19 protein-coding genes are annotated in these 21,123 nt (G+C 69.7%); all 19 read left to right on the forward strand.

What is annotated here, in order from left to right; all coding sequences use genetic code 11:
* Positions 1-13 precede the first annotated feature (13 nt).
* The 19 genes from lysA to atpA all read left to right on the forward strand — a co-directional run bounded on the left by lysA (position 14) and on the right by atpA (position 21,111).
* Positions 14-1,405, forward strand: a complete 1,392-nt coding sequence (gene lysA, locus OHU74_RS24790) for a diaminopimelate decarboxylase (RefSeq protein ID WP_371617920.1) — start codon at positions 14-16, stop codon at positions 1,403-1,405.
* A 126-nt stretch (positions 1,406-1,531) separates the two neighbouring features.
* Positions 1,532-2,824: a homoserine dehydrogenase gene (locus tag OHU74_RS24795; protein WP_371617921.1), complete on the forward strand. Its 1,293-nt coding sequence runs from the start codon at positions 1,532-1,534 to the stop codon at positions 2,822-2,824.
* Between the two features lie 6 nt (positions 2,825-2,830).
* Positions 2,831-3,901, forward strand: a complete 1,071-nt coding sequence (gene thrC, locus OHU74_RS24800; protein WP_371617922.1) for a threonine synthase — start codon at positions 2,831-2,833, stop codon at positions 3,899-3,901.
* A gap of 346 nt (positions 3,902-4,247) precedes the next feature.
* On the forward strand, positions 4,248-5,174 hold the full coding sequence (thrB, locus tag OHU74_RS24805; RefSeq protein WP_330298590.1) for a homoserine kinase: 927 nt from the start codon (positions 4,248-4,250) through the stop codon (positions 5,172-5,174).
* Between the two features lie 466 nt (positions 5,175-5,640).
* On the forward strand, positions 5,641-7,764 hold the full coding sequence (gene rho, locus OHU74_RS24810; RefSeq protein WP_371617923.1) for a transcription termination factor Rho: 2,124 nt from the start codon (positions 5,641-5,643) through the stop codon (positions 7,762-7,764).
* A gap of 381 nt (positions 7,765-8,145) precedes the next feature.
* Positions 8,146-9,249 carry an LCP family protein gene (locus OHU74_RS24815; protein WP_371617924.1) on the forward strand — a complete coding sequence of 368 codons (1,104 nt, stop codon included), beginning with the start codon at positions 8,146-8,148 and terminating at the stop codon, positions 9,247-9,249.
* Between the two features lie 201 nt (positions 9,250-9,450).
* Positions 9,451-9,666: a 50S ribosomal protein L31 gene (rpmE, locus tag OHU74_RS24820; RefSeq protein ID WP_254384240.1), complete on the forward strand. Its 216-nt coding sequence runs from the start codon at positions 9,451-9,453 to the stop codon at positions 9,664-9,666.
* A 111-nt stretch (positions 9,667-9,777) separates the two neighbouring features.
* A complete protein-coding gene (prfA, locus tag OHU74_RS24825) occupies positions 9,778-10,857 on the forward strand; it encodes a peptide chain release factor 1 (protein ID WP_330298593.1) in 1,080 nt (359 codons plus the stop codon).
* A 97-nt stretch (positions 10,858-10,954) separates the two neighbouring features.
* Positions 10,955-11,800, forward strand: coding sequence for a peptide chain release factor N(5)-glutamine methyltransferase (prmC, locus tag OHU74_RS24830; protein ID WP_371617925.1), 846 nt, complete (start codon positions 10,955-10,957; stop codon positions 11,798-11,800).
* A 55-nt stretch (positions 11,801-11,855) separates the two neighbouring features.
* A complete protein-coding gene (locus OHU74_RS24835) occupies positions 11,856-12,503 on the forward strand; it encodes an L-threonylcarbamoyladenylate synthase (protein WP_266881144.1) in 648 nt (215 codons plus the stop codon).
* Positions 12,500-13,132, forward strand: coding sequence for a protein-tyrosine-phosphatase (locus OHU74_RS24840; RefSeq protein ID WP_371617926.1), 633 nt, complete (start codon positions 12,500-12,502; stop codon positions 13,130-13,132). Before OHU74_RS24835 ends, OHU74_RS24840 begins: the two co-directional genes overlap by 4 nt.
* A 110-nt stretch (positions 13,133-13,242) precedes the next feature.
* On the forward strand, positions 13,243-14,475 hold the full coding sequence (glyA, locus tag OHU74_RS24845) for a serine hydroxymethyltransferase (protein ID WP_371617927.1): 1,233 nt from the start codon (positions 13,243-13,245) through the stop codon (positions 14,473-14,475).
* Between the two features lie 105 nt (positions 14,476-14,580).
* Positions 14,581-15,915 carry an MraY family glycosyltransferase gene (locus OHU74_RS24850; protein WP_371619800.1) on the forward strand — a complete coding sequence of 445 codons (1,335 nt, stop codon included), beginning with the start codon at positions 14,581-14,583 and terminating at the stop codon, positions 15,913-15,915.
* A 275-nt stretch (positions 15,916-16,190) separates the two neighbouring features.
* Positions 16,191-16,628 carry a hypothetical protein gene (locus OHU74_RS24855; RefSeq protein WP_371617928.1) on the forward strand — a complete coding sequence of 146 codons (438 nt, stop codon included), beginning with the start codon at positions 16,191-16,193 and terminating at the stop codon, positions 16,626-16,628.
* Between the two features lie 210 nt (positions 16,629-16,838).
* Positions 16,839-17,678 carry a F0F1 ATP synthase subunit A gene (gene atpB / locus OHU74_RS24860; RefSeq protein ID WP_330301062.1) on the forward strand — a complete coding sequence of 280 codons (840 nt, stop codon included), beginning with the start codon at positions 16,839-16,841 and terminating at the stop codon, positions 17,676-17,678.
* A 79-nt stretch (positions 17,679-17,757) separates the two neighbouring features.
* Complete coding sequence (gene atpE / locus OHU74_RS24865; RefSeq protein WP_030857147.1) at positions 17,758-17,991, forward strand: ATP synthase F0 subunit C; 234 nt, start codon at positions 17,758-17,760, stop codon at positions 17,989-17,991.
* 42 nt (positions 17,992-18,033) lie between these two features.
* Positions 18,034-18,573: a F0F1 ATP synthase subunit B gene (locus OHU74_RS24870; RefSeq protein ID WP_371617929.1), complete on the forward strand. Its 540-nt coding sequence runs from the start codon at positions 18,034-18,036 to the stop codon at positions 18,571-18,573.
* The gene (locus OHU74_RS24875) at positions 18,570-19,385 is read left to right on the forward strand and encodes a F0F1 ATP synthase subunit delta (RefSeq protein WP_371617930.1); all 816 of its coding nucleotides are present in this window, start codon (positions 18,570-18,572) and stop codon (positions 19,383-19,385) included. Before OHU74_RS24870 ends, OHU74_RS24875 begins: the two co-directional genes overlap by 4 nt.
* A 130-nt stretch (positions 19,386-19,515) precedes the next feature.
* Positions 19,516-21,111, forward strand: coding sequence for a F0F1 ATP synthase subunit alpha (gene atpA, locus OHU74_RS24880; protein ID WP_371617931.1), 1,596 nt, complete (start codon positions 19,516-19,518; stop codon positions 21,109-21,111).
* Positions 21,112-21,123 lie beyond the last annotated feature (12 nt).

Raw genomic sequence — 21,123 nt, forward strand, 5'->3', positions numbered from 1 at the left:
AGAGATTGCCGAGATGAGCCGTTCCGCACACCCCGCCGGGCCCCGCCACGCCGATGTCCTGCCCGAGGGGCACTACTCCCCGCCGGCCGCCGACCTCAACGCGCTGGACGAGAAGGTCTGGGCCCGGACCGTCCGGCGCAACGACGAGGGCGTCGTGACCGTCGGCGGGATCGAAGTCACCAAGCTCGCCGAGGAGTTCGGGACGCCCGCGTACTTCATGGACGAAGAGGACTTCCGCGCGCGCTGCCGCGCCTGGGCGCACGCCTTCGGGCCCGGCGCCGACGTCTTCTACGCCGGGAAGGCCTTCCTCTCCAAGGCCGTCGTGAAGTGGCTGCGGGAGGAAGGGCTCAACGTGGACGTGTGCTCCGGCGGGGAGCTCGCCACCGCGCTCGCCGCCGGGATGCCCGCCAAGCAGATCGCCTTCCACGGGAACAACAAGTCGGCCGCCGAGATCACCCGGGCGATCGAGGCCGGCGTCGGGCGGATCGTGCTCGACTCCTTCCAGGAGATCGCCCGCGTCGCGCACATCGCCCGCGAGCTCGGCGTGCGCCAGCCCGTGCAGATCCGCGTGACGGTGGGCGTCGAGGCGCACACGCACGAGTTCATCGCCACCGCGCACGAGGACCAGAAGTTCGGGATCGCCGTCGCCGACGGGTCCGCCGCCGAGGCCGTACGGCGCGCGCTGGGCCACGACAGCCTGGAGCTGCTCGGCGTCCACTCGCACATCGGCTCGCAGATCTTCGACATGGCCGGATTCGAGGTCTCCGCGAAGCGCGTGGTGCGGCTGCTGGCCGCCGTGCGCGACGAGCACGGGGTCGAGCTGCCCGAGATCGACCTCGGCGGCGGGCTCGGCATCGCCTACACCTCCGCGGACGACCCGCGCGAGCCGCACGAGATCGCCAAGGCCCTGCACGAGATCGTCGCCCGTGAGTGCGAGAGCGCCGGACTGCGCGCACCGCGGATCTCGGTGGAACCCGGACGGGCCATCGTCGGGCCGACCGCCTTCACCCTCTACGAGGTCGGGACGATCAAGCCGCTGGAGGGACTGCGTACGTACGTCTCCGTCGACGGCGGCATGTCCGACAACATCCGCACCGCCCTCTACGACGCCGAGTACGCGGTCACGCTGGTCTCCCGCACCTCCGACGCCGAGCCCATGCTCGTCCGTGTCGTCGGCAAGCACTGCGAGAGCGGTGACATCGTGGTGAAGGACGCCTTCCTGCCCGCGGACCTGGCCCCGGGGGACCTGCTGGCGGTGCCCGCGACCGGTGCGTACTGCCGTTCGATGGCCAGCAACTACAACCACGCGCTGCGTCCGCCGGTGGTCGCCGTGCGCGACGGGCAGGCCCGTGTCATCGTCCGCAGGGAGACGGAGGAAGATCTCCTGCGTCTCGATCTCGGATAAATGAAATTGGTGTCTCACTCAATGGACCGAGGGTGGAAACTGCTGTCCATTGAGTGAGACTGGTTCACACCTGGGGTGCAAGCCGTTCCCCGGGTACTGATGTGAAGATCGAAAGGCGTAGGTCGAATGATGCGTACGCGTCCGCTGAAGGTGGCGCTGCTGGGCTGTGGAGTGGTCGGCTCAGAGGTGGCCCGCATCATGACGACGCACGCCGACGATCTGACGGCCAGGATCGGCGCGCCCGTAGAGATCGCGGGCGTGGCCGTGCGCCGTCCCTCCAAGGTCCGTGAGGGCATCGACCCGGCCCTGATCACCACCGATGCGACCGCACTGCTCAAACGCGGCGACATCGACGTGGCCATCGAGGTCATCGGCGGCATCGAGCCGGCCCGCACCCTGATCACCACCGCCTTCGAGCACGGCATCTCCGTCGTCTCGGCGAACAAGGCGCTGCTCGCCCAGGACGGCGCCGCGCTGCACGCCGCGGCCGAGCAGCACGGGCTGGACCTGTACTACGAGGCCGCCGTCGCCGGCGCCATCCCGCTGGTCCGCCCGATGCGCGAGTCCCTCGCGGGCGACAAGATCAACCGTGTGATGGGCATCGTCAACGGCACGACGAACTTCATCCTCGACAAGATGGACTCCACCGGCGCGGGCTACCAGGAGGCCCTCGACGAGGCCACCGCCCTCGGGTACGCCGAGGCCGACCCGACCGCCGACGTGGAGGGCTACGACGCCGCCGCCAAGGCCGCGATCCTGGCCGGCATCGCCTTCCACACCCGGGTCCGCCTCGACGACGTCTACCGCGAGGGCATGACCGAGGTCAGCGCCGCCGATTTCGCCTCCGCGAAGCGGATGGGCTGCACGATCAAGCTCCTCGCCATCCTGGAGCGCGCCGCCGACGGCGAGTCCGTGACCGCCCGCGTGCACCCGGCGATGATTCCGCTGACCCACCCGCTCGCCTCCGTCCGCGAGGCGTACAACGCCGTCTTCGTCGAGGCGGAGGCCGCCGGGCGGCTCATGTTCTACGGGCCCGGCGCGGGCGGTTCGCCGACCGCGTCGGCGGTCCTCGGCGACCTGGTCGCCGTCTGCCGCAACAAGCTCGCCCAGGCAACGGGGCCGGGCGAGTCCGCGTACACCCAGCTGCCGGTCAGCCCCATGGGGGATGTCGTCACCCGCTACCACATCAGCCTCGATGTGGCGGACAAGCCGGGCGTCCTCGCCCAGGTGGCGACCTGCTTCGCGGAGCACGGTGTCTCCATCGACACCGTCCGGCAGAAGGGCAAGGACGGCGAGGCCTCCCTCGTCGTCGTCACCCACCGCGCACCCGACGCCGCCCTCACCGGGACCGTCGAGGCGCTGCGGAAGCTGGACACCGTCCGCGGTGTGGCCAGCATCATGCGTGTTGAAGGGGAGTAAGGACCCATGACCAGCAATCGCACCCACCAGTGGCGCGGCATCATCGAGGAGTACCGGGACCGCCTGCCGGTGACGGACGCGACTCCCGTGGTCACGCTCCGCGAGGGCGGCACTCCCCTCGTCCCCGCACAGGTGCTCTCCGAGCGCACCGGCTGCGAGGTACACCTCAAGGTCGAGGGCGCGAACCCCACGGGGTCCTTCAAGGACCGCGGCATGACCATGGCGATCACCAAGGCCAAGGAGGACGGCGCCAAGGCCGTCATCTGCGCCTCCACGGGCAACACTTCGGCGTCCGCCGCCGCCTACGCGGTGCGCGCCGGGATGGTCTGCGCCGTCCTCGTGCCCCGCGGCAAGATCGCGCTGGGCAAGATGGGCCAGGCCCTGATCCACGGCGCGAAGATCCTGCAGGTCGACGGCAACTTCGACGACTGCCTCGACCTCGCCCGCGCGCTGTCCGACAACTACCCGGTGGCGCTGGTCAATTCGGTCAACCCGGTGCGCATCGAGGGCCAGAAGACGGCCGCGTTCGAGATCGTGGACGCGCTCGGCGACGCCCCCGACATCCACGTGCTGCCCGTGGGCAACGCCGGCAACATCACCGCGTACTGGAAGGGCTTCAAGGAGTACAAGGCCGATGGCCTGGCCTCCCGTACGCCCCGCGTGTGGGGTTTCCAGGCCTCCGGGTCCGCGCCGATCGTGCGTGGCGAGGTCGTCAAGGAGCCGCACACCATCGCCACCGCGATCCGGATCGGCAACCCGGCTTCCTGGGACTACGCCCTGGCGGCCCGGGACGAGTCGGGCGGCTTCATCGACGAGGTGACGGACCGCCAGATCCTGTCCGCCTACCGCCTGTTGGCCGCTCAGGAGGGCGTCTTCGTCGAGCCCGCCTCGGCCGCTTCGGTCGCCGGCCTGCTCAAGGCGGCCGAGCTTGGACTGGTCGACCCCGGCCAGAAGATCGTCTGCACGGTCACCGGCAACGGCCTGAAGGACCCCGACTGGGCGGTCGCCGGCGCTCCGCAGCCGATCACCATCCCGGTCGACGCCGAGGCCGCCGCCGTGCGCCTCGGACTCCTCTGAGTCTTCTCAGCCGCTGCCGCGGCCCAGAAGTACGGCAGTAGTCGAGTTGCCGGATTCCGGAAGTCTTTCGAAGGCTGAGGAATCCGGCAACTCGGGCCGTACGGCACCGATAACCCCGCAGGAAGCCCGGCCCGGCCGACGGGCGTGCGCGACACGCACCGTGCGCCTGCCGTGCGCCCTATGTCGGAGAAGAACCTTCCTTCGATAGGCTGTCCTTACATCCGCCGCCGCGCATATGTCCGCGGTGCTGCCCACAGGGCCTTCGGGTGTCGTACGTTCTCCAGTACATTCACAGCGAGCCAGCGAATATCTCGTCTCGCACAGTCACAAGGAGTGTCATCGGACGATGGCCGGTCCAGCGTTCCGCGCCGCCGCCGTACGGGTGCGCGTCCCCGCCAGCAGTGCCAATCTCGGCCCGGGCTTCGACGCCCTGGGCCTGGCCCTGGGGCTCTACGACGATGTCGTCGTCCGCGTGGCCGATTCCGGCCTCGACATCGACATCGCGGGCGAGGGTGCCGACACCCTCCCGCGGGACGAGAGCCACCTCCTCGTACGTTCCATGCGTACCGCCTTCGACCTGCTGGGCGGCCAGCCGCGCGGCCTCGAGGTCGTCTGCGCCAACCGGATCCCGCACGGCCGCGGCCTGGGATCCTCCTCCGCCGCCATCTGTGCCGGCATCGTCGCCGCCCGCGCCGTGACCATAGGCGGAGAGGCCAAGCTCGACGACGCGGCGCTGCTGGAGCTCGCCACCGAGATCGAGGGCCACCCCGACAACGTCGCCGCCTGTCTGCTCGGCGGTTTCACCCTCGCGTGGATGGACGGCGGCAGCGCCAAGGCGATCCGCATGGAGCCCGCCGATTCCATCGTTCCGGTGGTCTTCGTCCCCTCCAAGCCGGTCCTGACGGAGACCGCGCGCGGCCTGCTGCCGCGCACCGTCCCGCACGTGGACGCAGCCGTCAACGCGGGCCGTGCGGCCCTGCTCGTCGAGGCTCTGACCAGGCGTCCCGAGTTCCTGCTGCCGGCCACCGAGGACCGACTCCACCAGGAGTACCGGTCCCCGGCGATGCCCGAGAGCGTGGCGCTCGTGGCCCGACTGCGGGCGGACGGCATCCCCGCGGTCATCTCCGGCGCGGGCCCCACGGTCCTCGCGCTGGTCGACAACGGCGCGGCCGACAAGGTCGCGCAGCTCGCGGGCGAGGGGTGGGCGGCCAACCGCCTCGCACTCGACGCCGCGGGCGCGAGCGTACTTCCGCTGGGAACGCAGGGCGGCTGAGAATTGCCGTAGGCGGTGGGACAGGGAAACCCACCGCCGGCTCCCAGAGGCGGGTGGACCGGGCAGTCCACCCGCGCGGAAGGGCGCGATTGCCGGTGATTGAGAGGGGGAATATCTGTTGGATCCGGTAGTGTTAGTCTCAAGTGCGCATCCGAAGCCGCCATGGCTTGGTGCACAGTGTCCCTATCAGGGACCACCTTTCTTCCGGGAGCCTCCCCGACTGCTTTGATCGCTGCCAGCAGTTTCGAGCACGCTCCGGAATCGGCGTGACATTCCCACGCTTCCAGCTCGGGGGCTTCTCGCCGGAACCACCCATGCACATGCACGTTTCTCTCCGCCGTATCTATACGGGCGGACCACCGCCCCGGCTGCAGTCCACGACCCATCAGGTCACGGACCGCCGTCGGACAGCACAACCGGTCGCCGAGCCAGACAGGCCGACGTCCGCTCCAGGGAAGGACCCTTCGTGAGCGACACCACCGATCTGATGGGCGCTGCCGACACCAATGTCGACACCAGTGCCCCCGCCGCGGGCGCCGCGACCAAGCGTCGCCGCTCCGGCACCGGCCTCGATGGCATGGTCCTGGCCGAGCTGCAGCAGGTCGCGTCGGGCCTCGGCATCAGGGGCACCGCGCGGATGCGCAAGGGCCAGCTGATCGAGGTCATCAAGGAGGCGCAGGCGGGCAGCAGCGCCCCCAAGGCAGCGGCCTCCGCGCCCGCCGACACCGCCGCCGAGGCCAAGCCGAAGCGCCGTGCCACCAGCAAGGCCCGTACGGGCGAGGCCGCCGAGGCCCCCGCCGAGAAGACCGCCGCGCAGGCGCAGATCGACATCCCGGGCCAGCCGGCCAGTGAGGACGCCCCGGTCGGCGAGCGCCGCCGCCGTCGTGCGACCGCCCCCTCCGGCAGCCCCGAGGGCTCGGCCCCCGCCGCCGTCGTACAGGTCGAGCAGAAGACCGAGGCCGCTCCGGCCGCCCAGGTCGCCCAGGTCGAGGTCAAGGCCGAGGCGGCCACCGCCGTCTCCGGCCAGGCCCCGGCGCAGGCCCAGGAAGGCGAAGGCCGCGGCCGGCGCGAGCGCCGTGAGCGCGGCAACGACCGTGGCGAGCGCCGCGAGCGCCGCGACCGCGGTGCCAAGGCCGACGACCAGGGCCAGGCCGGCCAGGGTCAGGGTCAGGCCCAGGCGGGTCAGTCCGGCCAGGCCGGTCAGGGCCAGGGCGGCGGCCGGCAGGACCGGACCGACCGTCAGGACCGCCAGCAGCAGGGCGGCCGGGGCCAGGGCCAGGGTCAGGGTCAGCAGGGCGGCGGCCGTCAGGACCGGGACCGTCAGGACAACGGCCCCCAGGACGACTTCGACGAGGACGGCCGTCGCGGCCGTCGCGGCCGCTACCGCGACCGCCGTGGCCGTCGCGGGCGCGACGAGTTCGCCCCGGTCGAGACCCCGGTCGCCGACGACGACGTCCTGATCCCCGTCGCGGGCATCCTGGACATCCTCGACAACTACGCGTTCATCCGGACCTCGGGCTACCTGCCCGGCCCGAACGACGTGTACGTCTCCCTCGCCCAGGTCCGCAAGGCCGGGCTCCGCAAGGGCGACCACACCACCGGCGCGGTCCGCCAGCCCAAGGACGGCGAGCGCCGCGAGAAGTTCAACGCGCTCGTGCGCCTGGACTCCGTCAACGGCATGGCGCCCGAATCCGGCCGCGGCCGCCCGGAGTTCCAGAAGCTGACCCCGCTCTACCCGCAGGACCGGCTCCGCCTGGAGACCGACCCGGGCGTGCTGACCACCCGCATCATCGACCTCGTGTCGCCGATCGGTAAGGGCCAGCGCGGTCTGATCGTGGCTCCGCCGAAGACCGGTAAGACCATGATCATGCAGGCGATCGCCAACGCGATCACGGTCAACAACCCCGAGTGCCACCTGATGGTCGTCCTGGTCGACGAGCGTCCGGAAGAGGTCACCGACATGCAGCGGTCGGTGAAGGGCGAGGTCATCTCCTCGACCTTCGACCGTCCGGCCGAGGACCACACCACCGTCGCCGAGCTGGCCATCGAGCGCGCCAAGCGCCTCGTCGAGCTGGGTCACGACGTGGTCGTCCTGCTGGACTCCATCACCCGCCTGGGCCGCGCGTACAACCTCGCGGCCCCCGCCTCCGGCCGCATCCTGTCCGGTGGTGTCGACTCGACCGCGCTGTACCCGCCGAAGCGCTTCTTCGGTGCCGCGCGCAACATCGAGGACGGCGGCTCGCTGACCATCCTGGCCACCGCGCTGGTCGACACCGGCTCGCGCATGGACGAGGTGATCTTCGAGGAGTTCAAGGGCACCGGCAACATGGAGCTCAAGCTCGACCGGAAGCTCGCCGACAAGCGCATCTTCCCGGCCGTGGACGTGGACCCCTCGGGCACCCGCAAGGAGGAGATCCTCCTCAACAGCGAGGAGCTCGCCATCGTCTGGAAGCTCCGCCGGGTGCTGCACGCGCTCGACTCGCAGCAGGCCATCGAGCTGCTCCTCGACAAGATGAAGCAGACGAAGTCGAACGCCGAGTTCCTCATGCAGATCGCGAAGACGACCCCGGCCGGCAAGAACGACGACTGAGGTCTCCCCGTAGCACCTGCCTGAACCCGACCGCCCCCGCCGCACCCGCGACGGGGGCGGTCGGGCTTTCCGGGGGCCGCGGCCCGCGGCCCCGGTCAGGCCGTACGGGCTCAGGCCGTACGGGCTCAGGCCGTACGGGGCCGCGTGCGCGGGTGCGACCTTTGCCACACTCCGTACCCGCCCGGGCCCCCGGAGTCACTCCGCGCCCGGGAAGGAAACCGCAGGTAGGGGCGGGATTACGCGGTGTTTGTTCAGATCCGTCCGGTTCCCCGTCCCGGTTCGGGCGCCGCGGCGGGCGTGGAACCCTTGAAGGCGTCCGTCCGTCTGTGTCAGGGGGAATGGGGAGCGGAACCGAGCAGAGACAGGCAGGCAGGAAGAAGCATGAGCCAGGACAACAGGGGCGGCGGCCGCAGGGCCGGCGCGGGCCGACGACGACGGAAACCGGCCAGGCGGCGCCGGGCCGTCGCCATCGTCGCGTGGACCGCTGCCGGAGTGGTCGTCCTGGGTGGGGCGGGGCTCGGCTACTTCTACTTCAAGCTCAACGGGAACCTGAAGACGGTCGACATCAACGCGGCCCTCGGCAAGGACCGTCCGCAGAACGTGGACAACGGCTCCATGGACATCCTCGTCCTCGGCTCCGACTCGCGCGGCGGCGCCAACGGCGAGTACGGCCAGGACGACGGCGGCTCCGCCCGCTCCGACACCGCGATGATCGTCCACCTGAACGAGGGCCACAGCCGGGCCAGCGTCGTATCGATACCGCGCGACACCCTGGTGACCCGGCCCGCCTGCAAGACCTCGAACGGCAAGACCGACCCGGGCGGCACGCGCCGGATGTTCAACGAGTCCTTCACCGTCGGCGGGGCGGCCTGTGCGGTCGCGACGGTGGAGAAGATGTCGGGGATCCGCATGGACCACTACCTCGAGGTCGACTTCACGGGCTTCAAGAAGATCATCGACACCCTCGGCGGCGTCGAGGTGACGACCAGCAAGCCGATCAAGGACGACTTCAGCCACCTCGACCTGCCGGCCGGCACCAACCGGCTGAACGGAGAGCAGGCCCTCGGCCTCGTCCGGACCCGCCACGGAGTCGGCGACGGCGGCGACCTCGGTCGAATACAGCTCCAGCAGGCCTTCATCAAGGCCCTGATCAAGCAGGTCAAGTCCATCGGCGTCTTCGACAACCCGAAGAAGCTCCTCGACATCGCCGACTCCGCGACCAAGGCGCTCACCACCGACAAGGCGCTCGGCGACGTGAAGTCCCTCATGGGCTTCGCCCAGGGCCTCCAGGGCATCGGCCCCGACAACATGCAGATGATCACCCTCCCGGTGACCGGGGACCTGCGCGACCCCAACCGCGTGGTCCCGCTCACCAAGGAGTCCAAGCTGGTCTGGGACGCCCTGCTGGCCGACCAGCCGGTCCCCGCCGAGGCCACCGCGAACTCGGCCGGCGACAAGGGCGCGATCGGCTCGATCGTCCAGTAGGACCGCACGGACCGGCGAAACGCCTGGTCACAAGGGTTCCGCCCGGGCGCGGAATAGTTCACGGACCCCTGCCGTTGAGGGAGGCGTCCTCAGAATTTTGACAGGCAGCCCGGTCCTGGCAGACTGGTCTGTCGGCCCCGGTTCACGCAGCGCGCAATTCGGCTCCTGCGACCCGGCGCCCTCCCGAATCTAGGAGACACCTTGAAGCGCGATGTTCACCCCCAGTACGTCGAGACCCAGGTCAGCTGCACCTGTGGCGCGTCGTTCACCACCCGTAGCACCCTGACCGAAGGCACCATCCGTGCCGAGGTCTGCTCCGAGTGCCACCCGTTCTACACGGGCAAGCAGAAGATCCTCGACACCGGTGGCCGCGTGGCCCGCTTCGAGGCCCGCTTCGGCAAGGCTGCACAGAAGTAGCGAGCCTCCGGCGCCGGTTTCCGGCTGCACCCTGTTGCTACGGGGGCAGCCGGACCGGCGCCTTTCTCGTCCCGCAGCCCTTTTCTTCACTTTCACCATCAGGAGCCCCCGATGTTCGAGGCGGTCGAGGAACTGATCGGCGAGCACGCCGATCTTGAAAAGAAGCTCGCCGACCCTTCGGTCCACTCGGATCAGGCCAACGCGCGCAAGCTCAACAAGCGCTACGCGGAGCTGACCCCGATCGTCGCGACCTTCCGTGCCTGGAAGCAGTCCGCCGAGGACATCGAGACGGCGAAGGAGTTCGCGGCCGACGACCCGGACTTCGCGGCCGAGGTCAAGGTACTGAGCGCACAGCGCGAGGAGCTCACCGAGAAGCTCCGCCTGCTGCTCGTACCGCGCGACCCCAGCGACGACAAGGACGTGCTCCTCGAGGTCAAGGCGGGCGCGGGCGGCGACGAGTCGGCCCTGTTCGCCGGCGACCTGCTGCGCATGTACCTGCGCTACGCCGAGCGCGTGGGCTGGAAGACCGAGATCATCGACGCCACCGAGTCCGAGCTCGGCGGCTACAAGGACGTCCAGGTCTCCGTCCGCACCAAGGGCGGCAACGGTGCCACCGAGCCCGGCCAGGGCGTCTGGGCCCGCCTGAAGTACGAGGGCGGCGTGCACCGCGTCCAGCGCGTTCCGGCCACCGAGTCCCAGGGCCGCATCCACACCTCCGCCGCCGGCGTGCTCGTCACCCCGGAAGCCGAGGAGGTCGAGGTCGAGGTCAACATGAACGACCTCCGCATCGACGTGTACCGCTCCTCGGGCCCCGGCGGCCAGTCCGTCAACACCACCGACTCCGCGGTGCGCATCACGCACCTGCCGACCGGTGTGGTCGCCTCCTGCCAGAACGAGAAGAGCCAGCTCCAGAACAAGGAGCAGGCGATGCGCATCCTGCGCTCGCGCCTGCTGGCCGCCGCGCAGGAAGCCGCCGAGCAGGAGGCCTCCGACGTGCGCCGCAGCCAGGTGCGCTCCGTGGACCGCTCCGAGAAGATCCGTACGTACAACTACCCGGAAAACCGGATCTCGGACCACCGGACGGGCTTCAAGGCGTACAACTTGGACCAGGTGCTCGACGGGGACCTCGACTCGGTCATCCAGGCCTGTGTCGACACGGATTCCGCCGCCAAGCTGGCGTCCGCGCACTGACCCGTGCGCGAGCCGGCCTGACCTGCCCGACCAGCGCAGTACCCCTGCAGGACCCCCCCGCACCGAACCCCGTACGACAGCAGCCCGGAGGACCAGCGTGAACTTGCTGCTTGCCGAGGTGGCCCAGGCCACCCAGCGGCTGGCCGCCGCCGGCGTGCCCTCACCGCGCTTCGACGCGGAGGAGCTCGCGGCCTTCGTGCACGGCGTCAAGCGGGGGGAACTGCACCACGTCAAGGACGCGGACTTCGACGCCCGCTACTGGGAGGCCGTCGCCCGCCGCGAGGCGCGAGAGCCGCTCCAGCACATCACCGGCCGCGCCTTCTTCCGGTACCTGGAGCTCCAGGTCGGGCCCGGGGTCTTCGTGCCCCGGCCCGAGACCGAGTCGGTCGTGGACTGGGCCATACAGGCCGTCCGGGCGATGGACGTCGTCGAGCCGCTGATCGTGGACCTGTGCACCGGATCGGGCGCCATCGCGCTCGCCATGGCGCAGGAGGTGCCGCGCTCGCGCGTTCACGCCGTGGAGCTGTCCGAGGACGCCCTGCTGTGGACCCGCAAGAACGCCGAGGGCTCGCGGGTCACCGTCCACCAGGGCAACGCGCTCAGCGCGCTGCCCGAGCTGGACGGACAGGTCGACCTGGTCATCTCGAATCCGCCGTACATCCCGCTCACCGAGTGGGAGTACGTGGCCCCCGAGGCCCGGGACCACGACCCCGAGATGGCGCTCTTCTCCGGCGAGGACGGCCTCGACACCATCCGCGGCATCGAACGCACCGCCCACCGCCTGCTGCGGCCCGGCGGCATCGTGGTCATCGAGCACGCCGACACCCAGGGCGGCCAGGTCCCGTGGATCTTCGCCGAGGAGCGGGGCTGGGCCGACGCCGCCGACCACCCCGACCTCAACAACCGGCCGCGCTTCGCGACCGCTCGCAAGGCCATGCCGTGACCGGCACGGCCGCGAGGACGCCCGACACCACCCTGCTGCACGAGGAGGCCCGCTGATGGCCCGGCGATACGACTGCAACGACGCGACGGACCGCAAGACGGGGCTGCGCGAAGCCGCATCCGCAGTGCGCCGCGGCGAGCTCGTCGTGCTGCCCACCGACACCCTGTACGGGATCGGTGCGGACGCCTTCAGTGCCGAGGCCGTCGGTGACCTGCTCGCCGCCAAGGGGCGCGGCCGCAACATGCCCACCCCCGTGCTCATCGGCTCCCCGAACACCCTCCACGGGCTGGTCACGGACTTCTCCGAGCAGGCGTGGGAGCTCGTCGACGCCTTCTGGCCGGGCGCGCTGACCCTCGTCGCCAAGCACCAGCCCTCGCTGGCCTGGGACCTGGGGGAGACCGGCGGGACCGTGGCCGTACGCATGCCCCTGCACCCCGTCGCGATCGAGCTGCTGACCGAGGTCGGCCCGATGGCGGTGTCCTCGGCGAACCTGACCGGGCACCCGGCGCCCGAGGACTGCGACGCGGCGCGCGAGATGCTCGGCGACTCCGTGTCCGTGTACCTGGACGGCGGACCGACTCCGGGCATGCAGCCGTCGTCGATCGTCGATGTCACCGGGAAGGTTCCCGTCCTGCTGCGCGAGGGGGCGCTGACCGCCGAGCAGCTGCGGGAGGTCGTACCCGACCTAGAGGTGGCCCCGTGAGCCCTGAGGGGCGTGGCATAGCGAGCAGCAGCACCTTCCGCATACTCCACGTCAGCACGGGCAATGTGTGCCGCTCGCCCATCACCGAGCGGCTGACGCGGCATGCGCTGTCGCACCGGCTGGGCGGCCTCGTCACCGGGGACCTCATCGTCGAGAGCGCCGGCACGTGGGGGCACGAGGGTGCGCCGATGGAGGCCAACGCCGCCGCCGTGCTGGCGGACTTCGGAGCGGACGCGTCCGGTTTCACCGGGCGGGAGCTGCTGGACGAGCACGTCATACGGGCGGACCTGGTGCTGACCGCTACCCGGGACCACCGGGCGCAGGTCATCTCCATGGGCCACTCGGCGGGGCTGCGGACCTTCACGCTGAAGGAGTTCACCCGGCTGGTCCGGGCGATAGACCCGGCGACGCTGCCGCCGCTGGAAGACGGCATGGCGGAGCGGGCGCGGGCGCTGGTCCGGGCCGCCGCCGCGCTGCGCGGGTGGCTCCTGGCGCCGTCCCCGGACGCGGACGAGGTGTACGACCCGTACGGGGCGCCGATCACCTTCTTCCGGTCGATCGGCGACGAGATCAGCCAGGCGCTGGACCCCGTGGTCACGGCCCTGACGGGCGTCACCGCTTCGCGCTGACCCCGGCTCGCGGGGTGGGGCCGGCGAGGCCGGACCGTCGCGAGGCGCGATCCGCGGCTGCGGCCTACAGTGGCTGGTACCCGGTACGCGGTACCCCCTGGAGTCGCGCCATGAGCGTCATCACCGAGCCGTTGGACCTGCTGCGCCAGCAGGATCCCCAGTTGGCCGACGTGCTCGCCGGCGAGGCGCAGCGGCAGGCGGGCTCCCTGCAGCTGATCGCCGCCGAGAACTTCACCTCTCCCGCCGTGCTCACGGCGCTCGGGTCGGTGCTCGCCAACAAGTACGCCGAGGGCTACCCCGGCGCCCGCCACCACGGCGGCTGCGAGTACGCCGACCTCGCCGAGCGGATCGCCGTGGAACGGGCCTGCGCCCTGTTCGGGGCCGAGCACGCCAACGTGCAGCCGCACTCCGGATCCGCCGCGATGCTGGCCGCGTACGCGGCGCTGCTGCGGCCCGGGGACACCGTGCTGGCCATGGGACTGCCCTCCGGGGGACACCTCACGCACGGGTCGCCCGCCAACTTCTCCGGACGCTGGTTCGACTTCGTCGCCTACGGGGTGGACTCCGAGACCGGGCTCATCGACTACGGGCAGCTGCAGGAGCTCGCGCACACCCACCGGCCCAAGGCCATCGTGTGCGGGTCCATCTCCTACCCCCGCCACCCGGAGTACTCCGTCTTCCGGCAGATCGCCGACGAGGTGGGGGCCTACTTCATCGCCGACGCCGCCCACCCCATCGGGCTGGTCGCCGGCGGGGCCGCGCCCAGTCCCGTGCCCTACGCGGACATCGTGTGCGCCACCACCCACAAGGTGCTCCGGGGCCCCCGCGGCGGGATGATCCTGTGCGGCCAGGAGTTCGCCGAGCGGATCGACCGGGCGGTGTTCCCCTTCACCCAGGGCGGCGCCCAGATGCACACCATCGCCGCCAAGGCGGTGGCCTTCGGCGAGGCCGCCGGGCCCGCGTTCACCTCGTACGCCCACCGGGTGGTCGCCAATGCGCGGGCCCTGGCCGACGCGCTCGCCGCCCGCGGGTTCGAGATCACCACCGGCGGCACCGACACCCACCTGATCACGGCTGACCCCGCGCCGCTGGGCATCGACGGTCCGACGGCCCGGGGCAGGCTCGCCGCCGCCGGGATCGTGCTGGACACCTGCGCCCTGCCGTACGGGGACCGGCGCGGGATCCGCCTCGGTACCGCGGCGGTGACCACGCAGGGGATGGGGGAGCGGGAGATGGGCGCGATCGCCGCGCTGTTCACGGCCGCGCTGGCGGGCGGGGAGCCCGCGAAGATCCGTAGGGACGTCAACGAAATGGTGGTCGGTTTTCCACCGTATGGGGCCTAAACCGGGACAAGGGGGAGGTAGCGCAACCGGGATACCGCCCCCGTGCGTCCCCGACAGCGAGTACATCGCAGCTAGTGTGTGGGGCTGAGATGGCCGGCGATACATCTGGGGCAGCCCGTGCGTGAATATCTGCTGACGCTTTGCGTCACGGTCGCGGTGACTTATCTACTCACCGGGCCCGTGCGGAAGTTCGCGATCGCGGTCGGTGCCATGCCGGAGATCCGCGCCCGCGACGTGCACCGGGAGCCCACACCGCGGCTCGGCGGCATCGCGATGTTCGGCGGACTGTGCGCCGGCCTGCTGGTCGCCGACCACCTGCAGAACCTCAACGGGGTCTTCGAGCTGTCGAACGAGCCGCGGGCCCTGCTCTCCGGTGCGGCCCTGATCTGGCTGGTCGGAGTGCTCGACGACAAGTTCGAGCTCGACGCCCTGATCAAGCTCGGCGCGCAGATGATCTCCGCCGGCGTGATGTGCATGCAGGGCCTGACCATCCTGTGGATCCCGGTCCCGGGGATCGGCTCGGTCTCGCTCACCCCCTGGCAGGGCAACCTGCTCACCGTGGCCCTCGTGGTGATCACCATCAACGCGGTGAACTTCGTGGACGGCCTCGACGGCCTCGCCGCCGGCATGGTCTGCATCGCGACCTGCGCGTTCTTCCTCTACGCGTACCGGATCTGGTTCGGCTACGGGATCGAGGCGGCCGCGCCCGCGACCCTCTTCGCCGCGATCCTGATGGGCATGTGCCTCGGCTTCCTGCCGCACAACATGCACCCCGCCCGGATCTTCATGGGCGACTCCGGCTCGATGCTCATCGGGCTGGTGCTGGCCGCCGCCGCCATCTCCATCACCGGACAGGTGGACCCGGACGCGATGGCCCTCTTCGTGGGCGGCGAGCGCAACGCGACGCACGCGATGCTGCCGGTCTTCATCCCGCTGATCCTGCCGCTGACGATCATCGCGATCCCGATGACGGACCTGGTCCTGGCCATCGTGCGGCGCACCTGGAAGGGCCAGTCGCCGTTCGCGGCGGACCGCGGACACCTCCACCACCGGCTCCTGGAGCTCGGGCATTCGCACAGCCGCGCGGTGCTCATCATGTACTTCTGGTCAGGGTTGATCGCCTTCGGCGCGGTGGCGTATTCGGTGCATTCCACCTCGATGTGGATCGTGCTGGCGATCGCCGCCCTGAGCGCCCTGGGCCTGCTCCTGCTCCTGCTGCCGCGCTTCACCCCGAGGGCCCCGAGGTGGGCCGAGCGGCTGGTCCCGCCGCGCTACCGGCACGCGGAACGCGCCGCCGAGGCGGCCCTCCAGGACGCCTCCGCCGTCGAGCCGGAGCCGGTGCGGCCGATCGCGGCGGGTGTGTCAGGCGTCAACGGGGCGACCGCCGTAGGCCCCCGTTCGCGCTTCCCCGACCGGCGTAAGGCGGAGTCCTCGCGCTGACGCGGTGAGCGCATGTCGGACATGAACGCCCTTTACCAGACAACCCACTTGGCTGTCGCGCACACACGCGCAGGGTCACTCTCATGTGTGACAGTCGGCACACTCCACGGGTAAAGCTCTCATCAAATACTTTGTGATACCGTTCACTAAACCCGGCGACAGAGCCGAAGGACCGTAGTGCGACGGTCCATTGGCCCGAGGTTCCCTCTCGGACCGGGCTTACGCTCGTCCTGTACGAGTCCCTGTGCCCCCACCACCACGCGGAGCAAACCGCCATGCGGTCAGATGACGTCCGAACCCTCCTGCAATCCGCCGTACCCACCGCTGCCGCCGGCGCTCTCGCCGCCGTCATCAGTGGGATCGTCGTCGGTGGCAAGGGGGCCGTGGGCGCCGTCGTAGCGACGGTGTTGGTGATGCTGTTCATGGGCATCGGGTTCCTCGTACTGCAGCGCACGGCGAAATCCCTGCCGCACCTGTTCCAGGCCATGGGGCTCATGCTCTACACGGCCCAGATCCTGCTGCTCTTCGTCTTCCTCGCCGTGTTCAAGAACACGACGCTGTTCCACCCCAAGGCCTTCGCGATCACGCTCGTCGCCACCACCCTCGTGTGGATCGCCGCGCAGGCGCGTGCTCATATGAAGGCCAAGATCCTCTACGTCGAACCTGACTCGATGAAGGGCGACAAGCCCGGAAATTCGGGCCAGAAGTCGTGAGGGGTAGGGGCGGAATAAATGCGCGTTCGGGATGCTGCTATCGTCCGGTTTCAACTGTGGCAATGCGGGCGCGGGCATCTGAGCTGACGCCTGTTTCATCGCGAGGCTCGATACCCGACCGCCGCCCCCACATCCGTTACACCAGTCCAGTGCCGAACAGCGGCTGTCCGCCGCGCCGACACAACGAGGTTGCCGTACCTATGCGCCACGCTGAAGGAGCCCGCGGTGAGTGCTGACCCGACGCAGGTGCTCGCTTTCGAGACCGACTGTCACATCTTCGACGGATGTGGCTTCCCCGGTCCGGGCCTGCACTCGTTCCTCTTCGAGCCGATGTGGGGCACGGCCGGCCAGACCAGCGCGTACTTCAACAAGCCGATGCTGCTGGCGCTCCTGGGCACCGTCGTCATCGTCGCTTTCTTCTGGGCCGCCTTCCGCAAGCCGAAGGTCGTCCCGGGCAAGCTCCAGATGGTCGCCGAGGCGGGCTACGACTTCGTGCGCCGCGGCATCGTCTACGAGACGCTCGGCAAGAAGGAGGGCGAGAAGTACGTCCCCTTCATGGTCTCGCTGTTCTTCTTCGTCTGGATCCTGAACCTCTGGTCGATCATCCCGGTGGCTCAGTTCCCCGCGACGGCGATCATCGCCTACCCGGCGATCCTGGCGGCCCTGGTGTACTTCACCTGGATGTCGGTGACCTTCAAGCGTCACGGCTTCGTCGGCGGCTTCAAGAACCTGACGGGCTACGACAAGTCGCTCGGCCCGGTTCTCCCGCTGGTCATGGTCATCGAGTTCTTCTCGAACGTCCTGGTGCGCCCGTTCACGCACGCGGTCCGACTCTTCGCGAACATGTTCGCGGGTCACACCCTGCTGCTGCTCTTCACGATCGCCAGCTGGTACCTGCTGAACGGCATCGGCATCGCCTACGCGGGTGTCTCGTTCGTGATGGTCATCGTGATGACCGCCTTCGAGCTCTTCATCCAGGCCGTCCAGGCGTACGTCTTCGTCCTCCTGGCCTGCAGCTTCATCCAGGGCGCGCTCGCCGAGCACCACTGAGTCCGGCCCGCCCCCCACATACCCCTTGTCGTCCGGTGGCCAACCCCCACCGGTCCGTGAAAGAGAAGGAAGAACTGGCATGTCCCAGATCCTCGCTGCCGCCGAAGGCGTCACCGGTTCCCTCAGCTCCGTTGGTTACGGTCTCGCGGCCATCGGCCCGGGTGTCGGCGTCGGCATCATCTTCGGTAACGGCACGCAGGCTCTTGCCCGTCAGCCCGAGGCTGCCGGTCTGATCCGCGCCAACCAGATCCTCGGCTTCGCCTTCTGTGAGGCGCTCGCCCTCATCGGCCTGGTCATGCCGTTCGTCTACTAAGACGAACTCAACGACTAGTCCGAACCGACGAAAGGCACTGATGTGAACCTCCTGGTTCTCGCGGCTGAGACGGAAAACCCCCTCATCCCGCCGATCCCCGAGCTCGTCATCGGTCTGATCGCCTTCGTCATCGTCTTCGGTTTCCTCGCGAAGAAGCTCCTCCCGAACATCAACAAGGTTCTGGACGAGCGCCGCGAGGCCATCGAAGGCGGTATCGAAAAGGCTGAGGCCGCTCAGACCGAGGCTCAGAGCGTGCTGGAGCAGTACAAGGCCCAGCTCGCCGAAGCCCGGCACGAGGCCGCTCGCCTGCGCCAGGACGCCCTGGAGCAGGGCACTGCGCTCAAGGAAGACCTCCGCGCAGAGGGCCAGCGGCAGCGTGAGGAGATCATCGCTGCCGGTCACGCCCAGATCGAGGCCGACCGCAAGGCCGCTTCTCAGGCGCTGCGTCAGGACGTTGGCAAGCTCGCCACCGACCTGGCCGGAAAGCTCGTCGGCGAGTCCCTCGAGGACCACGCCCGGCAGAGCCGCACGATCGACCGCTTCCTCAGCGAGCTTGAGGAGAAGGCCGAGGCGGCCCGATGAACGGAGCGAGCCGCGACGCGCTGGCCACCGCCCGCGAGCGTCTCGACGCGCTGACGGACAACACGTCCGTCGACGCGGCGAAGCTCGCCGGCGAGCTGGCGTCCGTCACCGCGCTGCTCGACCGTGAGGTCTCGCTGCGTCGGGTCATCACGGACCCGGCGCAGTCCGGCGAGGCCAAGGCCGAGCTGGCAAACCGCCTGCTGGGCGGCCAGGTCAGCGGGGAAACCCTCGACCTGGTGTCCGGAATGGTCCGGTCCCGCTGGTCGCGCTCCCGTGACCTGGTGGATGCGCTGGAGGAGCTGGCGGACACCGCCGACTTCACCGCGGCCCAGACCTCGGGCGCGCTCGACAACGTCGAGGACGAGCTGTTCCGGTTCGGCCGGATCGTCTCCTCGAGCACCGAGCTGCGCTCGGCGCTGACCGACCGGGCCGCGACCGTCGCCGCCAAGAGCAAGCTGCTCCACAGCCTGCTCGGAGGCAAGGCGGACGCCGTCACCGAGCGTCTCGTCACGCGTCTCGTCACGCACCCGCGTGGACGTAGCCTGGAAGCGGGCCTCGAGTCCCTTTCCACGCTCGCCGCCAAGCGCCGCAACCGCATGGTCGCCACGGTGACCACCGCGGTTCCGCTCAGCGACGTGCAGAAGCAGCGTCTCGGCGCGGTGCTGGCCAAGCTGTACGGCCGCCAGATGCACCTGAACCTCGACGTGGACCCCACGGTCCTCGGTGGGATCCAGGTGCGGGTCGGCGACGAGGTCATCGACGGCACCATCGCGGACCGCATCGCCGAGGCGTCGCGCCGCATGGCCGGCTGACCAGCCACAACGTAGAACAAAGCATTCCTAGCGGCCCGGTTGGGCCGTGCAGAACTTGCAGAAGATTCCTGGGGGTCGCCCCCAGACCCCTAAGAAGCTTCAGGCCCAACAAGGAGAGCAGGGAACCCAGATGGCGGAGCTCACGATCCGGCCGGAGGAGATCCGGGACGCACTGGAGAACTTTGTCCAGTCGTACCAGCCGGACGCGGCCTCGCGCGAGGAGGTCGGTACGGTCAGCGTTGCCGGCGACGGCATCGCGAAGGTGGAGGGCCTGCCCTCCGCCATGGCGAACGAGCTGCTGAAGTTCGAGGACGGGACCCTCGGTCTCGCCCTGAACCTCGACGAGCGCGAAATCGGCGCCGTCGTCCTCGGCGAGTTCAGCGGTATCGAGGAGGGCCAGCCGGTGCAGCGCACCGGTGAGGTGCTCTCCGTCGGCGTCGGCGAGGGCTACCTCGGCCGCGTTGTCGACCCGCTCGGCAACCCGATCGACGGCCTCGGCGAGATCGCGACCGAGGGCCGCCGCGCCCTCGAGCTGCAGGCCCCCGGCGTCATGGTCCGCAAGTCGGTCCACGAGCCGATGCAGACCGGCTACAAGGCCATCGACGCGATGGTGCCGATCGGCCGTGGCCAGCGTCAGCTGATCATCGGCGACCGTCAGACCGGCAAGACCGCTCTGGCCGTCGACACGATCATCAACCAGCGCGACAACTGGCGCTCCGGCGACGTGAACAAGCAGGTTCGCTGCATCTACGTCGCCATCGGCCAGAAGGGCTCGACCATCGCGTCCGTTCGCGGCGCCCTGGAAGACGCCGGTGCGCTCGAGTACACGACGATCGTCGCCGCCCCGGCGTCCGACCCGGCCGGCTTCAAGTACCTGGCGCCCTACACCGGTTCGGCCATCGGCCAGCACTGGATGTACGCCGGCAAGCACGTCCTGATCATCTTCGACGACCTGTCGAAGCAGGCCGACGCCTACCGCGCCGTGTCGCTGCTGCTGCGCCGTCCGCCGGGCCGCGAGGCCTACCCGGGCGACGTCTTCTACCTGCACTCCCGTCTGCTGGAGCGCTGCGCCAAGCTCTCCGACGACATGGGTGCCGGTTCGATGACCGGTCTTCCGATCGTCGAGACCAAGGCGAACGACGTGTCGGCGTTCATCCCGACCAACGTCATCTCCATCACCGACGGCCAGTGCTTCCTGGAGTCCGACCTGTTCAACGCGGGCCAGCGCCCGGCGCTGAACGTCGGTATCTCGGTCTCCCGCGTCGGTGGCTCGGCCCAGCACAAGGCCATGAAGCAGGTTTCCGGCCGTCTGCGCCTGGACCTCGCCCAGTACCGTGAGCTGGAGGCGTTCGCCGCCTTCGGTTCCGACCTGGACGCCGCTTCGAAGAACTCGCTGGAGCGCGGCAAGCGCCTGGTCGAGCTCCTCAAGCAGGGCCAGTACCAGCCGATGCCGGTCGAGGAGCAGGTCATCTCCGTCTGGGCCGGTACCACCGGCAAGATGGACGAGGTCCCGGTCGTCGACATCCGTCGCTTCGAGTCGGAGCTGCTGGAGCACCTGCGCGTCTCGCGCAAGGACCTCCTCACCTCCATCTCCGACGGCGGCAAGATGTCGGACGACACCCTCACGGCCATTGCCGACGCCATCGCTGACTTCAAGCGTGGGTTCGAGACCTCGGACGGCAAGCTCCTCGGCGAGGACGCGCCGGCCGTCAACGTCTCCAAGTGACGACGGAAGGAA

This window comes from Streptomyces sp. NBC_00454 (genome assembly GCF_041434015.1).
GTDB lineage: Bacteria > Actinomycetota > Actinomycetes > Streptomycetales > Streptomycetaceae > Streptomyces.

Coding starts and splice junctions, on each gene's coding strand:
- lysA (WP_371617920.1), top strand. CDS start 14: ATGAGCCGTTCCGCACACCCCGCCGGGCCCCGCCACGCCGATGTCCTG.
- OHU74_RS24795 (WP_371617921.1), top strand. CDS start 1,532: ATGATGCGTACGCGTCCGCTGAAGGTGGCGCTGCTGGGCTGTGGAGTG.
- thrC (WP_371617922.1), top strand. CDS start 2,831: ATGACCAGCAATCGCACCCACCAGTGGCGCGGCATCATCGAGGAGTAC.
- thrB (WP_330298590.1), top strand. CDS start 4,248: ATGGCCGGTCCAGCGTTCCGCGCCGCCGCCGTACGGGTGCGCGTCCCC.
- OHU74_RS24815 (WP_371617924.1), top strand. CDS start 8,146: ATGAGCCAGGACAACAGGGGCGGCGGCCGCAGGGCCGGCGCGGGCCGA.
- prfA (WP_330298593.1), top strand. CDS start 9,778: ATGTTCGAGGCGGTCGAGGAACTGATCGGCGAGCACGCCGATCTTGAA.
- OHU74_RS24835 (WP_266881144.1), top strand. CDS start 11,856: ATGGCCCGGCGATACGACTGCAACGACGCGACGGACCGCAAGACGGGG.
- glyA (WP_371617927.1), top strand. CDS start 13,243: ATGAGCGTCATCACCGAGCCGTTGGACCTGCTGCGCCAGCAGGATCCC.
- OHU74_RS24855 (WP_371617928.1), top strand. CDS start 16,191: ATGCGGTCAGATGACGTCCGAACCCTCCTGCAATCCGCCGTACCCACC.
- atpE (WP_030857147.1), top strand. CDS start 17,758: ATGTCCCAGATCCTCGCTGCCGCCGAAGGCGTCACCGGTTCCCTCAGC.
- OHU74_RS24875 (WP_371617930.1), top strand. CDS start 18,570: ATGAACGGAGCGAGCCGCGACGCGCTGGCCACCGCCCGCGAGCGTCTC.
- atpA (WP_371617931.1), top strand. CDS start 19,516: ATGGCGGAGCTCACGATCCGGCCGGAGGAGATCCGGGACGCACTGGAG.